The 20,936-nt window shown below is 73.6% G+C and carries 19 protein-coding genes; 9 read left to right on the forward strand and 10 right to left on the reverse strand.

The window, feature by feature from the left end:
- Positions 1–3: 3 nt before the first annotated feature.
- Positions 4–876: a MaoC/PaaZ C-terminal domain-containing protein gene (locus tag CP982_RS13480; protein WP_150510747.1), complete on the reverse strand. Its 873-nt coding sequence runs from the start codon at positions 874–876 to the stop codon at positions 4–6.
- A 328-nt stretch (positions 877–1,204) separates the two neighbouring features.
- Between CP982_RS13480 and CP982_RS13485 the strand changes: the two genes are divergently transcribed.
- The 3 genes from CP982_RS13485 to CP982_RS13495 all read left to right on the forward strand — a co-directional run bounded on the left by CP982_RS13485 (position 1,205) and on the right by CP982_RS13495 (position 3,833).
- The gene (locus tag CP982_RS13485) at positions 1,205–2,389 is read left to right on the forward strand and encodes a sensor histidine kinase (RefSeq protein ID WP_150510748.1); all 1,185 of its coding nucleotides are present in this window, start codon (positions 1,205–1,207) and stop codon (positions 2,387–2,389) included.
- A gap of 160 nt (positions 2,390–2,549) precedes the next feature.
- The gene (locus CP982_RS13490; protein WP_150510749.1) at positions 2,550–3,065 is read left to right on the forward strand and encodes a lytic polysaccharide monooxygenase auxiliary activity family 9 protein; all 516 of its coding nucleotides are present in this window, start codon (positions 2,550–2,552) and stop codon (positions 3,063–3,065) included.
- A 126-nt stretch (positions 3,066–3,191) separates the two neighbouring features.
- Entirely contained in the window at positions 3,192–3,833 is a 642-nt protein-coding gene (locus CP982_RS13495; protein ID WP_150510750.1) for a response regulator transcription factor, read from the forward strand.
- Between the two features lie 22 nt (positions 3,834–3,855).
- Here CP982_RS13495 and CP982_RS13500 read toward each other — a convergent pair whose 3' ends face one another.
- Both CP982_RS13500 and CP982_RS13505 read right to left on the reverse strand, forming a co-directional pair.
- Positions 3,856–5,283, reverse strand: coding sequence for an MFS transporter (locus tag CP982_RS13500; RefSeq protein ID WP_150510751.1), 1,428 nt, complete (start codon positions 5,281–5,283; stop codon positions 3,856–3,858).
- 137 nt (positions 5,284–5,420) lie between these two features.
- On the reverse strand, positions 5,421–6,659 hold the full coding sequence (locus CP982_RS13505; protein WP_150510752.1) for a lipid-transfer protein: 1,239 nt from the start codon (positions 6,657–6,659) through the stop codon (positions 5,421–5,423).
- A 216-nt stretch (positions 6,660–6,875) separates the two neighbouring features.
- Between CP982_RS13505 and CP982_RS13510 the strand changes: the two genes are divergently transcribed.
- From CP982_RS13510 to CP982_RS13530, 5 genes are all read left to right on the forward strand, one after another.
- The gene (locus tag CP982_RS13510; RefSeq protein WP_150510753.1) at positions 6,876–8,621 is read left to right on the forward strand and encodes an MFS transporter; all 1,746 of its coding nucleotides are present in this window, start codon (positions 6,876–6,878) and stop codon (positions 8,619–8,621) included.
- An 89-nt stretch (positions 8,622–8,710) separates the two neighbouring features.
- On the forward strand, positions 8,711–9,385 hold the full coding sequence (locus CP982_RS13515; protein WP_150510754.1) for a class I SAM-dependent methyltransferase: 675 nt from the start codon (positions 8,711–8,713) through the stop codon (positions 9,383–9,385).
- A gap of 10 nt (positions 9,386–9,395) precedes the next feature.
- Complete coding sequence (locus tag CP982_RS13520) at positions 9,396–10,424, forward strand: N-acetylmuramoyl-L-alanine amidase (protein ID WP_150510755.1); 1,029 nt, start codon at positions 9,396–9,398, stop codon at positions 10,422–10,424.
- Between the two features lie 221 nt (positions 10,425–10,645).
- Positions 10,646–11,503 (forward strand): hypothetical protein, encoded by an 858-nt coding sequence (locus CP982_RS13525; protein ID WP_150510756.1) that lies wholly within the window; start codon positions 10,646–10,648, stop codon positions 11,501–11,503.
- A gap of 118 nt (positions 11,504–11,621) precedes the next feature.
- Positions 11,622–12,632 carry an LLM class F420-dependent oxidoreductase gene (locus CP982_RS13530; protein WP_150510757.1) on the forward strand — a complete coding sequence of 337 codons (1,011 nt, stop codon included), beginning with the start codon at positions 11,622–11,624 and terminating at the stop codon, positions 12,630–12,632.
- Between the two features lie 10 nt (positions 12,633–12,642).
- On the opposite strand, the gene CP982_RS13535 is transcribed toward CP982_RS13530, so the two are convergent.
- The 4 genes from CP982_RS13535 to CP982_RS13550 all read right to left on the reverse strand — a co-directional run bounded on the left by CP982_RS13535 (position 12,643) and on the right by CP982_RS13550 (position 17,089).
- A complete protein-coding gene (locus CP982_RS13535; RefSeq protein WP_150510758.1) occupies positions 12,643–13,425 on the reverse strand; it encodes a hypothetical protein in 783 nt (260 codons plus the stop codon).
- Complete coding sequence (locus CP982_RS13540) at positions 13,412–14,968, reverse strand: substrate-binding domain-containing protein (protein ID WP_150510759.1); 1,557 nt, start codon at positions 14,966–14,968, stop codon at positions 13,412–13,414. The genes CP982_RS13535 and CP982_RS13540 overlap by 14 nt, the downstream gene beginning before the upstream one ends.
- Complete coding sequence (locus CP982_RS13545; RefSeq protein ID WP_150510760.1) at positions 14,965–16,110, reverse strand: hypothetical protein; 1,146 nt, start codon at positions 16,108–16,110, stop codon at positions 14,965–14,967. Before CP982_RS13545 ends, CP982_RS13540 begins: the two co-directional genes overlap by 4 nt.
- A gap of 427 nt (positions 16,111–16,537) precedes the next feature.
- Positions 16,538–17,089 carry a hypothetical protein gene (locus CP982_RS13550; RefSeq protein WP_150510761.1) on the reverse strand — a complete coding sequence of 184 codons (552 nt, stop codon included), beginning with the start codon at positions 17,087–17,089 and terminating at the stop codon, positions 16,538–16,540.
- Positions 17,090–17,247: 158 nt separating this feature from the next.
- Here CP982_RS13550 and CP982_RS13555 point away from each other — a divergent pair, with 158 nt between their 5' ends.
- Complete coding sequence (locus CP982_RS13555) at positions 17,248–17,550, forward strand: hypothetical protein (RefSeq protein WP_150510762.1); 303 nt, start codon at positions 17,248–17,250, stop codon at positions 17,548–17,550.
- 13 nt (positions 17,551–17,563) lie between these two features.
- Here the strand turns inward: CP982_RS13555 and CP982_RS13560 are convergent, their stop codons facing one another.
- From CP982_RS13560 to CP982_RS13570, 3 genes are read right to left on the reverse strand one after another with little or no spacing between them, the layout of a single operon-like run.
- Positions 17,564–18,634, reverse strand: coding sequence for a prenyltransferase/squalene oxidase repeat-containing protein (locus CP982_RS13560; RefSeq protein WP_150510763.1), 1,071 nt, complete (start codon positions 18,632–18,634; stop codon positions 17,564–17,566).
- The gene (locus CP982_RS13565) at positions 18,631–19,401 is read right to left on the reverse strand and encodes a class I SAM-dependent methyltransferase (protein ID WP_150510764.1); all 771 of its coding nucleotides are present in this window, start codon (positions 19,399–19,401) and stop codon (positions 18,631–18,633) included. The genes CP982_RS13560 and CP982_RS13565 overlap by 4 nt, the downstream gene beginning before the upstream one ends.
- Positions 19,395–20,804, reverse strand: coding sequence for a glycosyltransferase family 4 protein (locus tag CP982_RS13570; RefSeq protein ID WP_150510765.1), 1,410 nt, complete (start codon positions 20,802–20,804; stop codon positions 19,395–19,397). Before CP982_RS13570 ends, CP982_RS13565 begins: the two co-directional genes overlap by 7 nt.
- Positions 20,805–20,936: the final 132 nt, after the last annotated feature.

Consider the following 20,936-nt stretch of genomic DNA (forward strand, 5'->3'; position numbering starts at 1 on the left):
GTCTCAGGCGTGCTCCACGACGGTGTCGGCGAGCACCGGCGCCCCGTCCCGCTCCAGGGCCGTGACGACCGCCTGGACCCGCCCCGCCGACTCCCACATGCCGATGCGCAGGGTCTCGCCGGGGAAGACGACCCCGGCGAAGCGGGTGCGGTAGCCGCGCACCCGCGACACGTCGCCGCCGAGCACGGTGTCCACGACGGCCTTGAGCGTCATCCCGTACGAGCACAGGCCGTGCAGGATCGGCCGGTCGAAGCCCGCGAGCTTGGCGAACTCGGGGTCGGCGTGCAGCGGGTTCCAGTCGCCGGACAGGCGGTAGAGCAGCGCCTGGTCCTGCCGGACGGGACGGTCGGCGGTCCGGTCGAAGGGCCGCTCCGGCACGTCGAGCCGCGCCGACGGGCCGCGCTCGCCGCCGAAGCCGCCCTCGCCGCGGACGAAGAGCTGTGCCTCGCTCGCCCACAGCGGCCCGTCGCCGTCGGCCGCCTCGGCGCGCAGGACGATCACGGCGGCCTTGCCCTTGTCGTGGACGGCCGCGACGCGGGACGTCAGGGTGGCCGTGCCGCTCACCGGGATGGGGCGGTGCAGCTCGATGGCCTGGCCGCCGTGCAGGACGGCGGCGAGGTTCACGTCGATGCCGGGGGCGGAGAGCCCGCCCATGGCGCCCATGCCCGCGCCCGCGACGGTGGCGAAGCTGGGCAGCACGTGCAGCCGGGACTCCAGCGTGTAGCGCAGCTCGTCCGGGTCGGTGGCGGGGCGGTCCTTGTCGGGGTTGGCGGCGGCGCCGACACCCAGGTGGTAGAGCTGCACGTCCTTGTGGTCCCAGCTGATCGCGGCGCTGCGGGCCTCGGCGGCCAGGGCCTTGGCGGCATCGATGGGCATGGGGGGCGGCTCCTTGGTGGTCGTGAGACCTCGGTGCGACCGTCCGCACCGTCGGCCGCACCGAGGTCGCGACGGGGCCGGTGGAGCCCGTTCTAGAACGCGTTCCATTCCGGCGCTCCCATGTATAGCCCAGCGCCCGGGAGTTGGGAAGGGACCCGGCAGCGCGTTCTGACGTAGCGTCAGATCCGTTCGGCCGGTCCCGCGCCGCCGTCGGCACCCGTGACATTTGTCCTGGCCAGGACCGTACGAAGGGGCCTTCGCAGCCCCCCGCCGCCTTCCGTACTGTCGAGAGCCACGCACAGCACGGAACGGAACGGGGGAGCACGGCATGTCCTGGATGCGCGGCGTCAGCTGCCGACTGCACGAGGTGCGCGCGGCGCGCGGCGACCGCGACGAGCCCCCCGGCCCGCCGAACGGCTTCGCGCTGCTCCCCTGGCTCCTCATGGGCATGGGCGCGTTCTCCCATCTGCTCCAGGGCAGGACCCCGAACCCGTGGATCGCGGGGGTCGGCCTGCTGGTCTTCAACTCGCTGTACATCTCGGTCACCTTCCGGGCCTTCGACAAGGCCAAGCGGGAGTCGCGCGGCACGAGGGGCGCGCTCCTGGCGATGGGCCTGCTGACCGCCGGGCTCGCCGCGGGGTACGGCGGGAACTGGCTGATGTTCTTCCCGCTGTTCGGCCTCGCCGTCGGCGCGGTGGTCCGGGGGCGCCGCCTCGGCCCGGTCGGCCTGGCCCTGAGCGCCCTCGCGGGCGCGGTCGCCGGGCTCAGGGAGGGCTGGGACGGCGTCAACATCGCGTACGGCACGTTCCTGTCGACGATGGTGACGGCGGCGATCCTGTCCCTCTCCGAGGCGGTACGCGATCTGCGCGCGGCCCGCGAGGAGCTGGCGCGGCGGGCGGTGGCGGAGGAGCGCCTGCGCTTCTCCCGCGACCTGCACGACCTGCTCGGCCACACCCTGTCGGTGATCGTGGTGAAGTCGGAGGCCGCGCGCCGTCTCGCCCCGCGCGACGTGGACGCGGCGCTCGGCCAGGTCGCGGACATCGAGTCCGTCGGCAGGCAGGCGCTCACGGAGATCCGCGAGGCCGTCACCGGCTATCGCGAGGCCTCGCTCAGCACGGAGCTGGACCGGGTGCGCGACCTGCTGGACGCCGCCGGGGTCGAGACGGTCGTACGGCAGTCGGGGCCGCCCCTCGACCCGCGCTCGGCGGCGCTGCTCGGCTGGGTGGTGCGCGAGGCGGCCACCAACGTCGTGCGGCACGCCCGGGCGACCCGGTGCGAGATCGAGGTGGCGGGCGCCGGGGGCCGGACCCGCCTGGTGATCACCGACGACGGCCGCGGCACGGGCGCGACCCCGCCCGGCAGCGGACTCAAGGGCCTGGCCGAACGCCTCGCCGCGGCGGGCGGCTCCCTGGAGTCGGGCCCGGCGCCGCGCTCCGGCTTCCGGGTCACGGCGGTGCTGCCGACCGCCGAGGGGGAGCACGCGGAGGCGGGGGCCGAAGCCGCGCGGGCGTGACCGGCGGCCGGGGGCGCGCGCCGCGGGTCGGAAAGCGCCGTGTGGCAGAACGTGCCGCAACTCTTGACGGAGTCCAGTCAACCCGTAAGGTCTAGGCCAATGGACCGGCCCTGGCGCCGGGCCGGTTCGCCCCTCATCCCCCACCTCCGAGGGAGCAACGATGAACAGCAAACGGAAGCTGGCCATGGGCCTCGGCGCGGCGTGTGCCCCCCTCCTCGTCTTCGCCTCCGTCACCCCGGCCAGCACCCACGGCTACATCAGCTCGCCGCCGAGCCGTCAGGCCCAGTGCGCGGCCAACACCGTCCCGTGCGGCGAGATCAAGTGGGAGCCGCAGAGCGTCGAGGGCCCCAAGGGCCTGCGCAGCTGCAGCGGCGGCAACGCCCGGTTCGCCGAGCTCGACAACGACAGCAAGGGCTGGAAGGTCTCCGACGTCAACTCCTCGCAGCAGTTCACCTGGCGCCTCACGGCGCCTCACCGCACCAGCACCTGGCAGTACTTCGTCGACGGCCGCAAGGTCACGGAGATCAACGACGGCGGCCGCCAGCCGCCCACGACCGTGACGCACACCGTCGACTTCGGCGGCATCACGGGCCGGCACAAGATGCTCGCGGTCTGGAACATCTACGACACCGCCAACGCGTTCTACGCCTGCGTCGACATCAACATCAGGGGCTGACGCTCCGGGGCTCGCCCGAAGCCCCGGACGGGGGCTGGTCGGCCGGACCCGAAAGGCCCCCGGGGGTCCGGCCGGCCGGGCACCGCCCACACCGCCCGGCCTGGCGTTCTGGCTTAGCCTGACGCCATGGACGAGATGCCCGAGAGCCGTCGGCCCGCGAAGTGTGTGAGGGTCCTCCTCGCCGAGGACCAGGGCATGATGCGCGGCGCGCTCGCGCTGCTGCTCGGCATGGAGCCGGACATCGAGGTCGTCGCGCAGGTCGGGGCGGGCGACGAGATCGTGCGCACCGCGCTCACGGCACGCCCCGACGTGGCGCTGCTCGACATCGAACTGCCCGGCCGCAGCGGCCTGGACGCGGCGGCGGAGCTGCGCGAGGAATGCCCGGACTGCCGGGTCCTCATCCTCACCACCTTCGGGCGCCCCGGGTACCTGCGCCGGGCCATGGAGGCGGGAGCGGCGGGCTTCCTCGTCAAGGACGGCCCCGTGGAGGACCTCGCGGAGGCGATCCGCCAGGTGCTGCGCGGCGAGACCGTCATCGACCCGGCCCTGGCCGCGGCCGCGCTGAGCGCGGGGCCGAACCCGCTCACGCCGCGCGAGGCGGACGCGCTGCGGGCCTCGGCCGACGGGGCGACGATCGCCGACATCGCCGCGGCCCTGCACCTGTCGGAGTCGACCGTGCGGAACTACCTGTCGGCCGCCATCGGCAAGACGGGCACGCGCAACCGCATGGAGGCCGCGCGGGAGGCCCGCCGGCAGGGGTGGCTGTAGCCCGGCGCCCCGGCCGCCCGGGTCAGTCGCGGGCCGCGCGCGGCATCCACACGAGCACGACGAGCGCGGCCAGGACGAGGAACACCGCGCCCCAGAGGAAGGCGAGGGCGTAGCCCTCCGCGACCGCCTGTGCCCCGGGCCGTCCCGCCGTACGGGCCGTGGCGACCGTGGAGAGGACCGCGAGGCCCAGCGAACCGCCCATGGTGCGCGAGGTGTTGATGAGCCCGGCGACGAGCCCCGCGTCCCCCGGCTCGGCCCCGCTGGTGGCGAGCGACGCGAGGGGCGTGCCCGCGAGTCCCGCGCCCAGCATCATGAGGATGCCCGGCAGCATGATCGAGGTGACGTACGCGCCGTGCGCCCCGTCCCCGGCGAGCATCCGCCACTGCCAGGCGAATCCGGCCGCCGCGGTCAGGACGCCGATGACGGTGACCGTCCGCGCCCCCAGGACCCGCATGAGCCGGGGCGCGACCTTGGACCCCACGACGACGCTGACGGAGCTGGGGATGAGCGCGAGCCCGGCCTCCAGGGGCGTGTAGCCGAGGACGTTCTGCGCGTACAGGGTCATGAAGAACCACATGGCGAACAGGCCCATGCCGCAGACGAACATGGTCGCGTTGGCCGCCGAGACGGACCGCACCCGGAACAGCTTCAGGGGCATGAGCGGCGCCTTGGAGCGCGCCTCGACGCCGAGGAACGCGGCGATCAGGGCGAGCCCGGCCGCGAGCGGCACGAGGGTCGCCGCAGCGGTCCAGCCCTCCACCTCGGTCTGCACGATGCCGTACGCGAGCGTGGCGATGCCGCCGGTGACGAGGACGGCCCCGGGCACGTCGAGCCGCCGGGCGCCGCTCGCCCGGCTCTCGCTGATCCAGCGCAGGGCGGCGGCGAACACCAGGACCCCGACGGGCACGTTCACGAGCAGCACCCACCGCCAGGAGAGCCCGTCGGTGAGGACGCCGCCGACAAGGCCGCCCGCGGCGCCGCCCCCCGCCCCGACGGCCGACCAGGTGGCGATGGCCCGCACCCGCGCGGCCCCCTCCGGCACGGCCGAGGTGAGGATGGTCAGGGTGGAGGGCGCGAGGACGGCGGCGCCGAGCCCCTGCACCGCCCGCGCGGCGAGCAGTTGCCACCCCTCCTGCGCGAGCCCCCCGCCGAGCGAGGCGAGGGTGAACAGGCCGAGCCCCACCAGGAACATCCGCTTGCGCCCGAACAAATCCCCCGCGCGCCCGCCGAGCAGCATGAACCCCGCGAAGGCGATGGAGTAGGCGTTGACGACCCACTGCAGGCCCGTGGCGCTGAGGCCGAGGTCGGCCCGCATGGACGGCAGCGCCACGTTCACGACGGACACGTCGAGGACGACGAGGAACTGCCCGGCGCAGGCGGCGGCCACGACGAGCCACAGGGGCGCGGCGGCGCGCCGGGATATCGGGGTGTCGACAGGGGTCTCAAGCATGGGCTCCATGCTGACAGCCGACACGTGCCCCGTACATCGGAAAATGGCGGGGTACGGCGTGGGGCGCCGGACCTAGGCCGGAAGTCGCAGTCCCCCGCCGCCGCACTCCGCCCTCCCGCTCCCTCCGCGCACTGCGCTCACTCCGTCCTCCGCAGCAGCGTCACCACCGCCGCCCCGCCGAGCCCGATGTTGTGCGCGAGCCCGACCCGCGCCCCCGGCACCTGCCGCGTCCCCGCCTCGCCCCGCACCTGCCAGGCCAGTTCGGCGACTTGGGCGATGCCCGTCGCCCCCAGGGGGTGCCCCTTGGAGATCAGGCCGCCGGAGGGGTTCACCACCCAGCGCCCGCCGTACGTGGTCGCGCCGGACTCGACGAGCTTGCCTGACTCGCCCTCCGCGCACAGGCCGAGGCTCTCGTACGTGAGGAGTTCGTTGATCGAGAAGCAGTCGTGCAGCTCGATGACGTCGAGGTCGTCGGCGGTCAGGCCCGAGCGTTCGTAGACGCGGCGCGCGGCCTCGCGGCTCATCGGGCGGCCCACCACGTCCAGGCAGGAGCCGGAGGCGAAGGACTCCTCGGTGTCCGTCGTCATGGCCTGGGCGAGGATCTCGACCGCACGGTCCGCGAGCCCGTGCCGCTCCACGAAGCGTTCGGAGGCGACCAGCGCCGCCGCCGCGCCGTCGGAGGTGGGCGAGCACTGGAGCTTGGTGAGCGGGGCGTGCACGACCTCGGCGGCGAGGACCTCGTCCACGGTGTACGCGTCCTGGAACTGGGCGAGGGGGTTGTGCGCGGAGTGCCGGTGGTTCTTCGCGGCCACCGCGGCGAGCTGCGCGGGCGTCGTGCCGTACCGCTCCATGTGCTCGCGGGCCGCGTTGCCGAAGATCTGGGCGGTGGGCGGGGTGGCCGCGAAGCCGTGCCGTGCGGCCATGACGCCGTAGTGGCGGGCCACCGGCGACGCGGCGAGGTCGCCGTCGCCGCCCGTGCCCAGGGAGCCCCGCTTCATCCGTTCGAAGCCGACGGCCAGGACGCAGTCGCCGACGCCGCCCGTCACGAGCTGGCGGGCGAGCATCAGGGCGGTCGAGCCGGTCGCGCAGTTGTTGTTGACGTTGTAGACGGGCAGCCCGGTCAGGCCGAGTTCGTACACCGCGCGCTGGCCCGCCGTCGAGGCCTGGAAGCAGTGTCCAACGGCCGCCTGCTCCACCGCCGCGTACGGAATCCCGGCATCCGCCAGGGCCCCGGCACCCGCCTCCCGCACCATGTCCCAGTACTGCCAGTCCCGGCTCTCGGGCTTCTCGAACTTCGTCATTCCGACGCCGACGACGTACGCCTTCATCCGTGCCTCCCTGGCTGTGCCCGGCGGGACGGCGGCAGAATAGAACACGTTCCATTCTGACGGAAGGTCAGATGCGCGGCAGGGTGGCGGATCCGCCCACAAGGCGCGGTCAATGGAGGGTCAAGAGTTCCTTTGGTTCGACGTCCGCCGGAATAGTCGCCCCGGGAAACAGGTTCATCGTGCATGTAACCGCGGGCGTCCCGTACGCCTCACCTGTCACACCCGACCTGCCCCGTCACCCTTCGCCCCGGAGGCCCCAGCCCTATGTCGCACGCGACGGCCCACCCCCGCGCTGACCGCGGCGTCGTCCCCGTCCTCGCCTTCTCCGGCATCGTCGTCGCCGTCATGCAGACGCTGCTCGTCCCCGTCATCAAGGACCTGCCGGCCCTGCTCCGCACGTCGCCGTCCAACGCCACCTGGGTCATGACGTCGACGCTCCTCGCGGGCGCCGTCTCCACCCCGATCATGGGCAGGCTCGGCGACCTCTTCGGCAAGCGCCGGATGCTGCTCACGAGCCTCGCGGTCATGGTCGTCGGCTCGCTGGTGTGCGCCCTCACCGACGACCTCGTCGTCATGATCGCCGGGCGTGCCCTGCAAGGCGTCGCGATGGGCGCCATCCCGCTGGGCATCGGCCTGATGCGCGACGAGCTGCCGCGCGAGAAGCTCGGCTCGGCGATGGCCCTGATGAGCTCCTCCATAGGCGTCGGCGGCGGGCTCGCCATGCCCGCGGCCGCCCTGGTGGCGCAGCACGCCGACTGGCACGCCCTGTTCTTCGGGGCCGCGGGCCTCGGCGTGCTCGCCATGGCGCTGATCGTGTTCCTGGTGCCGGAGAGCCCGCTGCGGGCCGAGGGCACCTTCGACGTCCTCGGCGCGCTCGGCCTCTCGGCGGGCCTGGTCCTCTTCCTCCTGCCCATCACCAAGGGCAGCGACTGGGGCTGGGGTTCGGGCCTGACCCTCGGTCTGTTCGCGGCCTCGGCCGCGGTGCTCGTCCTATGGGGCGTGATGGAGCTGCGCGTCAAGGCGCCGCTTGTCGACCTGCGCACCACGGCCCGGCGCGAGGTGCTGCTCACCAACCTCGCCTCGATCATGGTCGGCGTCGCCTTCTACGCCATCTCCCTTGTGCTCCCCCAGCTCCTCCAGCTGCCCGCCGCCACCGGCTACGGCCTCGGCCAGTCGATGGTCGTCGCGGGCCTGTGCGTGGCGCCGCTCGGCATCACGATGATGTTCACGGCGCCCCTCTACGCGCGGCTCTCGGCCACGTACGGACCGAAGGTCACCCTGATCCTCGGCATGCTCGTCATCGCCATCGGCTACGGCGCGGGCCTCGGCCTGATGAGCGCCGCCTGGCAGACCATCGTCATCTCGGTCGTCGTCGGCGCGGGCATCGGCCTCGCCTACTCCTCACTGCCCGCGCTCATCATCGGCGCCGTCGACCCCTCCGAGACGGGCGCGGCCAACGGCCTCAACACCCTGATGCGGTCCATCGGCACCTCGGTGTCCAGCGCCGTCATCGGCATGGTGCTCGCCAACACCGCCCACACGGCGGGCCCCGTCGAGGTGCCCACCATGGAGGGCTTCCGCGCCTCCTTCCTCATCGCCACCGGCGCCGTCGCGATCGGCCTCGTGTTCGCGCTGTTCCTGCCCGGCAGGCCCCGGGCCGCGGCCGGGCAGCACACGCAGCTGCGGGCCAGCAGCGAGGAGGACGCCGCGCTCGCCCGGGCCACCGAGGCGCTCACCGGCGGGTTCCAGGGGCGTGTCCTCTCCCCCGCGGGCGCGCCGGTGGCCCGCGCGCAGGTCACGCTGATCGACCCGCACGGCCGCCGGGCGGGCGCCGCGCTCTCGGACGACGACGGGCGGTACGCCCTCGCGGTCCCGGCCGACGGCGCGTACGTGCTCGCGGCCACCGCCGCCGGGCACGCGCCGGGCGCCGTCTCGGCCGTCCACCGCGGCGAGGAGCGGCCCGTCGAGGTCGACCTGGCGCTGCCGGGCGACAGCGAGATCCTGGCCTGAGCCGTCCGCGCGGCCCCGCACCCCCGTCACCCCGGTGCCGGGGGTGTGGTGCACCATGGGCGCCCGTACGTGTACCGGAAGGAACGACGATGGCTGCCACTCAGGCTCAGGCCCCGGCACCGGAGGTCCTCGGCGCCTTCGAGGCGGCCAAGGGCTTCATGCCCGTCCACGAAGGGCTCGCCCTGTACGCGGCCGCGCGCGAGGCGGCGGCCCTCGGGCTTCCCCTGCTCGAAGTCGGCACGTACTGCGGCCGCTCCACCATCCTGCTCGCGGACGCGGCCCGCGCGGCCGGTGTGAGTGTGATCACGGTCGACCACCACCGGGGCAGCGAGGAGCAGCAGCCCGGCTGGGACTACCACGACCCGCAGACCGTGGATCCGGAGGTGGGCCGCATGGACACGCTGCCGACCTTCCGGCGCACGCTGCACAAGGCGGGCCTGGAGGACCACGTGATCGCGGTCGTCGGCCGCTCCCCGCAGGTGGCGCGGATCTGGCGGGCCCCGCTCGGCCTGGTCTTCATCGACGGCGGGCACACCGACGAGCACGCGAGCGCGGACTACGAGGGGTGGGCGCCGCACGTGGCGGAGGGCGGCCTGCTCGTCATCCACGACGTGTTCCCCGACCCGGTGGACGAGTGGACCGGGCAGGCCCCGTACCGCGTCTACCTCCGGGCCCTGGAGTCCGGGATGTTCACAGAGACCTCGGTCACCGACTCCCTCCGCGTCCTGCGCCGAACCGGCGCGGCCGGCTCCGGCCGCGGCTAGGCTCCCTGTCGTGTCGTACGTAGGTCCGGACAGTCAGCCACCGCGCCCGCCCCGCCGCTTCGGCGGCGGCCGCACGCTCGCGGTCACCCTCGCCGTGCTCGCCCCCGCCACGCTCGCGGGCTATCTCATCCACGGTGCGACGAGCGGAGACGGAGACGGAGACGCGAAGTCGCCGAGAACGCTGCCGTCGGCCAGCCGCTCGGACCAGAACGCGCCCTCGAAGCCGACCGCCGACGGCCCCGCGAAGTCCCCCGCCGCGGACAGGTCCGAGAAGCCGGAGGACGAGCCCGACCCCAAGGAAGACGGCAAGGGCGACGACAAGCCGTCGGGGAAGGCCCCGTCGGGGGGCCGCCCCGCGGCGTCGGGCCCCCTCAAGGGCAAGGTCGTGGTGATCGACCCGGGCCACAACCCGGGCAACTTCCGGCACACCGCGGAGATCAACCGCCCGGTGAACATCGGCACCCACTCCAAGGAGTGCGACACCACCGGCACCTCCACCAACAGGGGTTACACGGAGGCCCGGTTCACCCTGGACCTCGCCCACCGCCTGCGCGACCAGCTGCACCGCCAGGGCGCCACGGTCCGCCTCACCCAGGACGGCGACCGCGCCTGGGGCCCGTGCGTCGACGAGCGCGCCCGCATCGGCAACGCGGCCCGCGCCGACGCCGTCGTCTCCCTGCACGCCGACGGCTCGGCCGTCGGCAACCGCGGCTTCCACGTCATCCTGCCCGCGAAGGTCCGCGGCGGCGCCGCCGACACCACCGCCATCGTCGGCCCCTCCCGCGACCTCGGCGAACGCATCGCGGGCAAGTTCCTGTCCACCACCAAGAGCGCCCCCTCCAACTACGTCGGCGACGGCACGGGCCTCGACGTCCGCCGCGACCTGGGCGGCCTCAACCTCTCCAAGGTCCCCAAGGTCTTCATCGAGTGCGGCAACATGCGCGACCCGCAGGACGAGGCGTTGCTCACGAACCCGGACTGGCGCCAGAAGGCGGCCCGCGGCATTTCTGACGGAATCGGGAGCTTCCTCGCCCGCTGAGAGCGGGCAGTCTTGATGTGCCCGTTGCCGCCTCGTCACGGGACGGCAACCGGGAGATCTTCACTGAGTGACGATCTTTATCTGAAGCAGACACCCCGGCGGGGCGAGCGATAAGGTCCTCCGTACGATGAGGGGCCACCCCCGCGCTTCACGCCCGCGAGCATCCGCGACCAGGCGACAGCGACGCCTCTAACGACGAGACGACTGACGAAGGACCTGAAGTGAATTTCCGCTCCCTCACTCGAGGCGACGGCGTGGTGATCGGAGCAGCGGTGTTGCTCTTCATCGCCTCGTTCCTCGATACCTTTGACGGCGACGACGCCCCCACCGCGTGGGACAACGGCAACCTGCTGATGAGCGTCTACCTCGCCGGGATCATCGGCGCGGCGCTCATCGTCGTGGGCCGCGCGACGGGCGCGCAGCGCAAGGTCGCCGGTCTCGACCTCGGCACGTTCGGCATCGGCCTCACCTTCGCCTCCGCCTGGAGCTCGCTCGGCGCCATCTTCGACACCGGCCAGTCCTACGACAAGGTCTTCGAGGTACTCAACGCCAGGTTCGGCGGCAGCGGCGGCGGTGCCGAGAGCCCCGACGCCGGTGTGGGCCTCATCCTCGGCCTGATCGCCGCTCTCGTCCTCGTCGCCGCCGCGGTCGCCACGAACATCGTGCCCGCGCTCAAGGCCCCGCTCATGGGAGCCCCGAGCCCGGTCGCCCCGCAGCCCTACGGTGGTCAGCCGCAGGGTGGGTACGGCTACCCGGGTGCCCAGTCGCAGCCGTACGGCGCGCAGCCGGGGCAGCCGCAGCAGCCGTCGTTCGGCGGGCAGCCGCAGGGTGGCGGCGCCACTCCGCCGCCGGCCGCCGCGCAGGCGCAGCCCGCGTCGGCGGACTTCTCGCCGTTCTGGTTCGCCGTGCCGGTGCCGCGTCCGCTGTACCCGGAGGACGGCTCGCCGACCCCGATCGCCGAACTGGCGCCGGGCACCTGGTACTTGGCCGTCGAGCAGCGCGGCCAGAGCCTGGTGGCGCAGACGCAGGACGGTCGTCGTGGTGTGCTCCAGGACACCACCGGGATCCAGCGCGGCTGACCCCGCCCCCGCAGGCCTTCAGCGGCCCCTCGCCCTTCCGGGCGGGGGGCCGTTGGCGTACAGTCCCGGGCGTGACAGACAGCTGACGACCCGTCAGATGCAACTGCCGGGAGGGACCATGCGGCTTGGGCTCGCGCTCGGGTACTGGGGCCGCGGCCCCGAACCGGGGCAGCTCGCGCTCGTCCAGGAGGCCGAGCGGCTCGGGTACGACTCGGTGTGGACCGCCGAGGCCTGGGGCTCGGACGCGTTCACCACGCTGACCTGGATCGCGGCGCACACCTCGCGGATCCGGCTCGGCACGGCGGTGGCGCAGATGGCCGCCCGCTCCCCCACCGCCACGGCCATGCACGCCCTCACCCTCGACCACCTCTCCGGCGGCCGCGTGCTCCTCGGGCTCGGGCTCTCGGGCCCGCAGGTGGTGGAGGGCTGGTACGGCAGGCCGTTCCCCAGGTCACCGCTGACCGCGACGCGGGAGTACGTGGACGTCGTACGCCAGGTGCTGCGGCGCGAGTCCCCGGTGGTGCTCGACGGCCGCTTCCACCCGCTGCCGTACCCGGGGGACGACGGGTCCGGGCTCGGCAAGCCGCTGAAGTCCATCACGCACCCGCTCCGCGGCGACCTGCCCGTGCTGCTCGGCGCCGAGGGCCCGAAGAACGTCGCGCAGACGGTCCGGATCGCGGACGGCTGGCTGCCCCTGTACTGGTCGCCGACGCGCACGGACGTGTACGAGGCCTCGCTGACCGGCCTGCGGGACGGCTTCGTGGTGGCCCCGCTCGTCCGCGCGACCGTGTGCGCCGACGTCCGCGAGGGCCTCCTCCCGGTGAAGGCCATGCTCGGCTTCTACATCGGCGGCATGGGCCACGCCGCACGGAACTTCCACGCCGACCTGATGGCCCGGATGGGATACGCGCGGGAGGCGCGGCGGGTGCGGGAGCTGTTCCTCGCCGGGCGCCGCGAAGAGGCCGTGCTCGCCGTGCCGGACGCCTTCGCCGACGAGATCTCCCTGGTCGGCCCGCGCGAGCGGATCGCCGAACGCCTTGACCTGTGGCGCAAGGGCCCGGTCACCGACCTCCTCGTCCTCGCCCGGGACCGGGACACGCTGCGCGCCCTGGCCGAACTCAACGGCTAGGCGCGGCGGCTCAGCGGAAGATCGCCACCGGGTCCAGGGTCAGTTCGCCCGCGTCGCGGTTCCAGGTGCGGACCTTGCCCAGGCAGCGGGCCTGGAACTCGCCGCTGAAGTAGTCCTCCTCGTGGAACTCCTCGCGGATGCCGTCCTCGGCGCAGGTGATCTTGACGTGGGCGGCCGGACGCCCTTCGCCGTAGCGGGCGCGCAGGACGACGTCGCCGCCGGGCAGGCCGCGCGCGGTGAAGCGCCCGGTGACCGAGACGAACTCGGACATCACCGCGCTCAGCGCGACGCGGTCGTCGTCGCCGTCGCGCAGGGTGTCGGCGAGCGCCCGGTTGGGGACGAGGAGGCCGGTGGTGAGGTCGGCGTGGACGACCGCGTCCTCCCTGCGCATCGTGTCCATCAGCAGCCCTATGACCGTGATGGGGGTGTTCTGCTGGACGTAGGAGGTGAACCGCTCCTTGGTGACGTCACGGCCCGCCGTGCCGCCCGCGCCGCGGAACCTCGCCCACAGGCTGAAGCCCCCCGTCACGTTCGTGCGGTCGGCGACCTCCTGCTCTAGGGCGGCCGAGAAGCCGCCGGTCTGATAGAGGTCCATCACCCGCTGTTCGTGCAGGTAGAAGCACATGCCGTGAAAGGTCCTGCGGCCCCGCGAGGCGCGCCGTCGGCCGCGCCGGAGCCAGCCGAGGCGCACCAGGGCGTGCCGCAGGAGCACGCCCACGCACACCGCCGTCAGGAACCAGACGACCAGCCACGGCCACCACAGGTCCCACCACGCGCTGTCAACGACACCCACGGATCTCCTTGAACGCCTGGGAGAGGGAGGAGGACCCGGCGTCCACGACGCGGCCGCCGGTCGCCTCGGCGGCGCGCCGCAGCGCCTTCGCGTCGGCCTCTCCTAAGTGGACGGGGAAGGTGGGCACCGACCGCGCGGCGGCGCCCCGTTCGGAGTGGCGGCGGGCGAACTGGCCGTACGACAGGCCCGAGTTGCTCTCGCCGTCGGTCATCAGGACGATCGAGACGCGGCGGCCCGGGTCGTCCTCGGCGCTGGCCTCGGCCCGGTCGTAGCCGCGGTCGAGGGCCGACCACACGGCCGTCGCGTCGCCGAAGCGGCCGTCCGCGACGAAGGAGTTGAGCCTGCGCAGATCGCCGTCGCCGCGCACCGTCACCGTACGTTCCTCCAGGACGCGGCCCGCGAACCGGGCCACGGTCAGGCGCTCGCCCCGGTAGAAGCGGGCGAACTTGCCCGCGGCCGTCGGATCCGCCCCGCTCAGCCCGGCGAACGCCGCGCGCAGGTCGGCCATCCGCCCGCCGCGCATCGACGTGGAGAAGTCGAGCAGGAACACCACGTGGTCGCCGGTGCGCCGGGCCGGGTCGCCGTAGTCGTCCATCAGTCGGCGGATGACGGAGAGCTGGTCGGGGTACGAGAGCGCGTTGCCGATGGCGGACCGCAGCTGCGGCGGCCGGGGCACGTCCGCGCCGACGGGCCGCCGCCAGGTGCGCTCCACCAGCTTCTTCTGTACGTCGTCGCGCCGCAGCCAGTCGACGACCTTGCGGTACGCCTTGTGCTCCTTGGCGTCGAGCAGCATCAGCGGGAAGTCCGACAGGACCATGCCGTCCGCCGGGTGCACGATCTCCAGGGGGCCGCGCGGGGTCCCCGCCGCGTTCAGGGAGAGGAGTTCCGCCTCGTGCGCGATGAGCGCGTTGGCCTTGTCGGGACTGCGTACGTAGGCGTCGATCAGGGCGCGGGAGCTGGCGGCCGTCAGCGTCTGCCCGGAGCGGAAGCCGCGCAGCCGGTCGCAGGACACGTCCCGCTCGCGCAGCACCCCGCCGGTGCCCGCGGCGGCGGTGGCCACGCCGACGAGCGCCGCCCGCCCCGTGTCGCTGCGCCGCGGGTCGGCCATGCCGAAGCGCACGGTGCCGTCGGCTGCGGCGTCCGCGATGTCGGCCCAGGTGACCCGGGAGCCCCGGGCCGCGGCGCGGACGCGCTCCGCGGTGGCGCGGGTGAGGCCGACGACGACCGGCGAGCGCATGATCGCGGTGGACTCGGGCGGCGCGGTCGGCCGCCCGCGCTCCCGCAGCCGCAGCAGATACGAGCGGTCGGACGCGGGCCAGGCCAGGTCGTAGGAGCCGAGCGGTCCCGAGAGGTCGGCGGTGGCCTTGAAGTCGAGGTCGAGCTCGACCCCGGTGTCGTCCTTCAGCTCGTCCAACAGCGGTTCCACATCGGCGAGTTCGGGGCTTGCGAGCACCCTCAGGGTGGTGGTGTCGCCGCCCCGGGTGCAGCCGGTGAGGGTGGCGGCGAGGAGCGCCAGACAGACGGCGAGGGCGCGCCGCCTCACGAGGTGCCGCCGGCCGGCGGGCAGTTGCCGACGTGGTTGATGATCCGCTCCAGGGCGTCCAGGTCGGGCGCGTCGGCCTTCGTCTGGTCGGGGTTGGGGGTGGGCACCTGCACGCCGTGCTCGCGCAGATAGGCGTTCAGCTGCTCGCTGGTACTGTCCTCGCCGGAGAACCGCACCCGGAAGCCCAGCTCGATGGCCCGCTGGCGAAGGCCGGGGTCGGACTCCATCAGGTCGGTGAGCCGGTCGCCCTGCCCGTTGAGGGAGATGAGCTGCGGCTCGGTGAGGGCCTGCGGCGAGGGGTAGAGCAGCACGCGGCGGGTGTCGGCCCGCTGGTGCCGCTTCTGGAAGCCGACCTGGTGGGCGAGGAACTGGTGCTCGTATATCAGGGACACCGGTGCGATCGACTCGCCCTCGTCGGAGAAGTAGCTGTCGGCCTGCTCGTCCGCGGCCATGCCCTGGAGGTTGATCAGCGGCTTGACCTTGGCGGCGACGTCGAGCACGGGGTCGCCGCCGGGCGCGTCGCCGCGCTTGCGCTCGGTGCCGGGCGGCCGGTTCCCGTTCTTCACGAAGGCGAGGATGCTCAGATACGTACCGGCGGCGTTGGACTCGCAGACGCTGGAGGTGCGCACCAGGACGCGGCCGCTGTTGCTGCGCCTGGAGTGGGCGCGGTAGCCGATGCCGTCCCAGGTCCTGTCGCGCTCGATGAGGCGCAGGAAACCCGCCATGTCGAGGTCGTAGTACAGCGTGTCGCCGCCGCCCGGCGCCCGCTGCGGGCGGGCCACGCCCGCCGCCACCAGCGTCTGCGCGTACTCGCGGAACGTGCCGAGCGCCAGCGGCGTCACGAACGGGCGGGCCGTGCGCACGGAGCGCTGCTGCCCCCGCATGATCAGCCGTGCGGCGGGCTGGCCCGAGGGGAACACGACGTCCATGCCCGCGAGCGGCTGAGTGGCGATGCCGCGCGAGCCCAGGCGGTGGATGTCCACGCGGATGCCGTGCTTCAGGAGCAGGCGCCTGACCTCGGGGTCCTTGAAGTAGTCCGACTTCGACGCCATCTTGCCGTCGATCGTCGTGATCCGCTCGAAGGGGCGCAGGGCGTTGCCCGAGACGAGCAGGGCGAGGAGGCCCGCGAGGGCGAGGGGCATGGCGGCGACCACGTGCCGCGGCAAGCGGCGGCGCCGCCGGGCCGCCGGGCGGCGGGTGGCCAGGCGGGGCTCTTCTCTACTGGACGTACCGGCTCTCTCGGGCACCGCGCTCTCCTGCCGTGGGCGGGGGCAGGAGCATGCGCCTCCGGCGCGAACGAGGTGCCTTGGAGGCGCCAATACCGCCTGAACCTAAGGTGAATGACGGCCTATCAGGTTGCGCGGCCCACCTTGCCGTGTCGCGCTGCGCGCTCGTCCTCAAACGCCGGACGGGCTGAGTGGGCGCCGATGCGGACCGGATCTCGTCCGCGGCCCGCACCATCTCTTCTACGCGCCCGCGCGGGGACCTCCGGCCCGCACCGGAGAACTTTCAGCCCGTCCGGCGTTTGAGGACGAGGCCGAAGGCCGATCGAGCCGGGGGCCCAGGGGCTCAGCCCTTGGCCAGTTGCCCAGCCGAAGGAACCTGATCCGTGACCTCCGCTCCGGCGGAGCGGCCCGCGTCCTTGACGGAGTTGATCGTGTCGTCGAAGGACCCGACCACCGCCTCCGTGGAGTCCCCCTTGCGGAGCTTGGACGGGAGGTCCTTGAGGGCCTCGACCCCCGCCGTCAGGGGGGCCACGGCCTTGGCGAGGGTCGGATCGCCCTGGGCGTTGCGCAGGGCCGCCCGCAGCCGGTTGTACGTGAAGGCCCCGGCGAGCCCGGCCTTGACGAGGGCGAACCTCCGCCCCTCCGCACCGGACTTGAAGCGGCCGTCCCGGTACGGCTTCACGATCCACCGGTACGTCGCCCCGGCGGCGAGCCCGGCGTTGGTGACGAAGCGGGTCTTCGCGAACTTCTGCCGGTCGGCGGAGCTGGTGCCGCTCGGGGTCGCCGAGTCGCCGTCGTCACCGCCGCAGCCGGTGGCCCCGGCGAGGAGGGCGCAGCACAGCAGGAGGGGGACGAGCGCGCGGCGTACCGCTGCGGCCGGTGCGGAGCGGAACACGGGTGACCTCCCGGAGGTGCGGACGGCTCCCCCGGCCAGCAGCCTCGCCCCGCCCGGGCGGCCCCGCAAGGCGGGCGGGTCCGTTGGAGGCCCCCGGCGCCGGGGCGGGCCCCGGCCCCTTCGGGTTTCAACGGCCGCGGGGCCGGTACTCGCCCCTCATGTCCCCCCGATTCACCAAGAGCACCCGAGGCGGCGCCGACGCCGCGAAGGTCATCGTCGTCATCGCGGACGTGGCGGCCGTCGTCATCGTCCTGTGGATCCTGATGGACCTCCTTGAGGCCAACCGGGGCAACGACCTGGTGCAGGTCGTGCGCGACGTCGCCCGGTGGCTGGCGAGCTGGTCGCACGACCTGTTCACCTTCGACGAGCGGTGGGCGCGGGTCGTGGCGGGCTACGGCCTGGCCGCCGCCGTGTACCTCGTGGTCGGCCACCTCGTGGCCGGGCGGCTCCGGCGACACTGACGCCGGGCGACGGCTAGCAGCAGTCCGGGTCCAGGCCCTCCGGCAGGTCCGTGCCCGAGAAGACCCGGCAGGTGGCCTCGTCGCCGCCGAGCGCCGCCACCGCGAGCAGCAGGGAGCCCGCCGTCCAGGTGGTCTGCTCGACGGGCCAGACCGCCGCGTCGTCGTACACGTAGCCCGTCCAGTACAGGCCGGTCGCGTCGTCGCGCAGGTGCTGGATGGACTTCAGGACGTCCACGGCGCGGTCGGACTCGCCGAGGGCCCACAGGGCGAGGGCGAGTTCGGCGCTCTCGCCGCCGGTCACCCACGGGTTGGGCACCACGCAGCGCACGCCGAGCCCCGGCACCACGAAGCGGTCCCAGCCCTCCTCGATGCGGGCCTTGGCCTCGGCCCCGGTGAGCGCGCCGCCGAGGACGGGGTAGTACCAGTCCATCGAGTAGCGGTCCTTGTCGAGGAACCGCTCGGGGTGCCGCCGGATCGCGTGGGCCAGTGCACCCGCCGCCAGCTCCCAGTCGGGCTGCGGGTCCTCGCGCGTCTCGGCGACGGCGAGGGCGCAGCGCAGCGCCTGGTGGATGGAGGAGGAGCCGGTCAGGAGCGCGTCGGCGACCGGGGTGCCGTCCGGCTCCCGCTTCCAGCCGATCTGGCCGCCCGGCTGCTGCAGCGCGAGCACGAACTCGACGGCGGCCACGACCACCGGCCACATGCGGTCGAGGAACACCTCGTCGCCGGTGGTCAGATAGTGGTGCCAGACGCCGACGGCCACGTACGCGCAGAAGTTGGTCTCGCGGCCGCGGTCCGTGACGGCGTCCGGGTCGCCGTCGGCGTACGCCGCGTACCAGGAGCCGTCCGCGTTCTGGTGCCGGGCGAGCCAGTCGTAGGCGCGGGCGGCGGCCGCGTGCTCGCCGGCCGCGTCCAGGGCCATGGCCGCCTCGGTGTGGTCCCACGGGTCCAGGTGGTGGCCGCGGAACCACGGTATGGCGCCGTCCGGGCGCTGTGCGGCGAGGATGCCGCGGACCGTGTCCGCCGCCTGATGTGCCGTCAGAACGCCGGGCAGGACCAGGTGTTCGGTGCGCTCGGGACTCGTCACGCCCCGGCCTTCGCGTCGACGGGAGCGGTGGCGGGAGCGGCGGCGGCGCGCGGCAGGTGCGGCTTGGTCGCGTACGCCACGAAGCTCTTGCCGATCAGCGGGTTCAGGGCCTGCTCGGCGAGCTTCGTCGCCAGCGGCTTCTTCATGATGTCCCAGACCAGGAGCTTGTGGTACGCGCGGACGGGCAGCGCCTTGTCGTTGTCGACGCCGAACGCGCACTTGAGCCACCAGTACGGGGAGTGCAGGCCGTGCGCGTGGTGGGTGCCGTAGGGCTTGAGGCCCGACTCGCGCATCTTCGCGAGGAGTTCGTCCGCCTTGTAGATGCGGATGTGGCCGCCCTCGACCTCGTGGTACGCGTCGCTGAGCGTCCAGCAGACCTTCTCCGGGCCGTAGCGCGGCACGGTGACCGCTATGCGGCCGCCGGGCTTGAGGACCCGGACCATCTCCGCGAGGACGCCCTTGTCGTCGGGGATGTGCTCCATCACCTCGGAGATGATCACGACGTCGAACGACTCGTCGGGGAAGGGCAGGTTGAGCGCGTCGCCCTCCATCGCGGTCGCGGTGGCGCCCGCGGGGGCCTCGCCCGCCTCCTTCATCGCCGCGAACCACTTGGCGACCTCGCGGATCTCCTCGCCGTTCCGGTCGAGCGCCACCACCTGGGCGCCGCGCCGGTAGCACTCGAAGGCGTGCCGTCCGGCCCCGCAGCCGAGGTCGAGGACGCGGTCCCCCGGCGCGAGCGGGAAGCGGGTGAAGTCGACGGTCAGCACGGGGTCCTGCTTTCGTGGTGGGAGCCAGCAACTTCGGGGAGGGCGGCCGCGGGAGCGGCCTCCCGCGGGGCCGCGGCGCGGACCGGGACCGGGCCCGGGGAGCAGTCCATGGCCGCGCGGTAGCGCTCCACCGTGCCCTGTGCGGCCCGCGCCCAGGTGAACCTGTCGAGGACCCGGGCGCGCCCGGCCGCGCCGAGCCGCGCCCGCAGCTCCGCGTCGCCCAGGAGGCGTCCGAGGCCCGCGGCGAGGGCGCCCGGGTCGCCGGGCGGCACCGCGAGGCACGTCTCCCCGTCGGCCCCCGCGACCTCCGGGATGGCCCCGCCGGTCGTGGCGAGCAGCGGCGTCCCCGTGGCCATCGCCTCGGCCGCGGGCAGCGAGAAGCCCTCGTACAGGGAGGGCACGCAGGCCACCTGCGCCGAGCGCACCAGGTCGACGAGTTCCGCGTCCGAGATGCCCTTGACGAACTCGATGGCCCCTTCGAGGCCGTACCGCTCGACGGCGGCGGCGACCGGGCCCTCCTCGGGGCGCTTGCCGACCACGACGAGGTGCGCGTCGGGGTGCTCCGTACGGGCCTTCGCGAGCGCCTCGACGAGATGGATCAGGCCCTTGAGCGGGACGTCCGCGCTGGACGTCGTCACGATCCTGCCCGGCACCTCCGGCACGGCGGGGTCGGGTGAGAAGAGGTCGGTGTCGGCGCCGATGTGGACGACGTTGATCCGCTGCGGGCGCACGCCGAGGTGGTCGACGATCTCCTGGCGCGAGGTGCCGGAGACCGTGACGATCGACGGCAGGCGGCGCGCGACACGCTTCTGCATGCGCGTGAACGCGTACCAGCGGCGCACGGACGCGCGGCGCTTCCAGTCGGCGGCCGCGTCGAGTTCGAGCTGCCGGTCGACGGTGATCGGGTGGTGGATGGTCGTGACCAGCGGGGCGCCGAGGTCGCCGAGCAGGCCGTAGCCGAGCGTCTGGTTGTCGTGGATGACGTCGAACGCCCCGCGCCGGGCGCGCAGATGGCGCCGGGCCCGCAGGCTGAAGGTGACCGGCTCCGGGAAGCCGCCGGTCCACATCGTGGCGACTTCGAGGGCGTCGACCCAGTCGCGGTACTCGTCGCGCTTGGGCGTGCGGAAGGGGTCGGGCTGGCGGTAGAGGTCCAGGCTCGGCAGCTCGGTCAGGCGGAGGCCTTCGAGGTCCTCGCCCTCGTCGAGCACCGGATAGGGCTGGGCGCCGATGACCTCGACGCGGTGGCCGAGCCGGACGAGCTCACGGGAGAGGTGGCGCACGTACACGCCCTGGCCGCCGCAGAACGGGTTCCCTTTGTAGGTCAGGAGTGCGATGCGCAGCGCGCGGCCGCCGTCCATCGCCGACCCCGGCGGGGGGCCCGCCTCTCTGGCCTCAGCGGTCACTGTCGGCCCCCTTCTTCCTTCAGTTGCCCGCGAGACTACGCCGGGACGGTAATGTAGAACAAGTTTCAGAGTTTGTTCCCATCGCGACCGCCCGTGATCGCCGGACGCGCTTGAATCTACCGGCAGGTAGCC

It is taken from the genome of Streptomyces spectabilis, assembly GCF_008704795.1.
Classification (GTDB): domain Bacteria; phylum Actinomycetota; class Actinomycetes; order Streptomycetales; family Streptomycetaceae; genus Streptomyces; species Streptomyces spectabilis.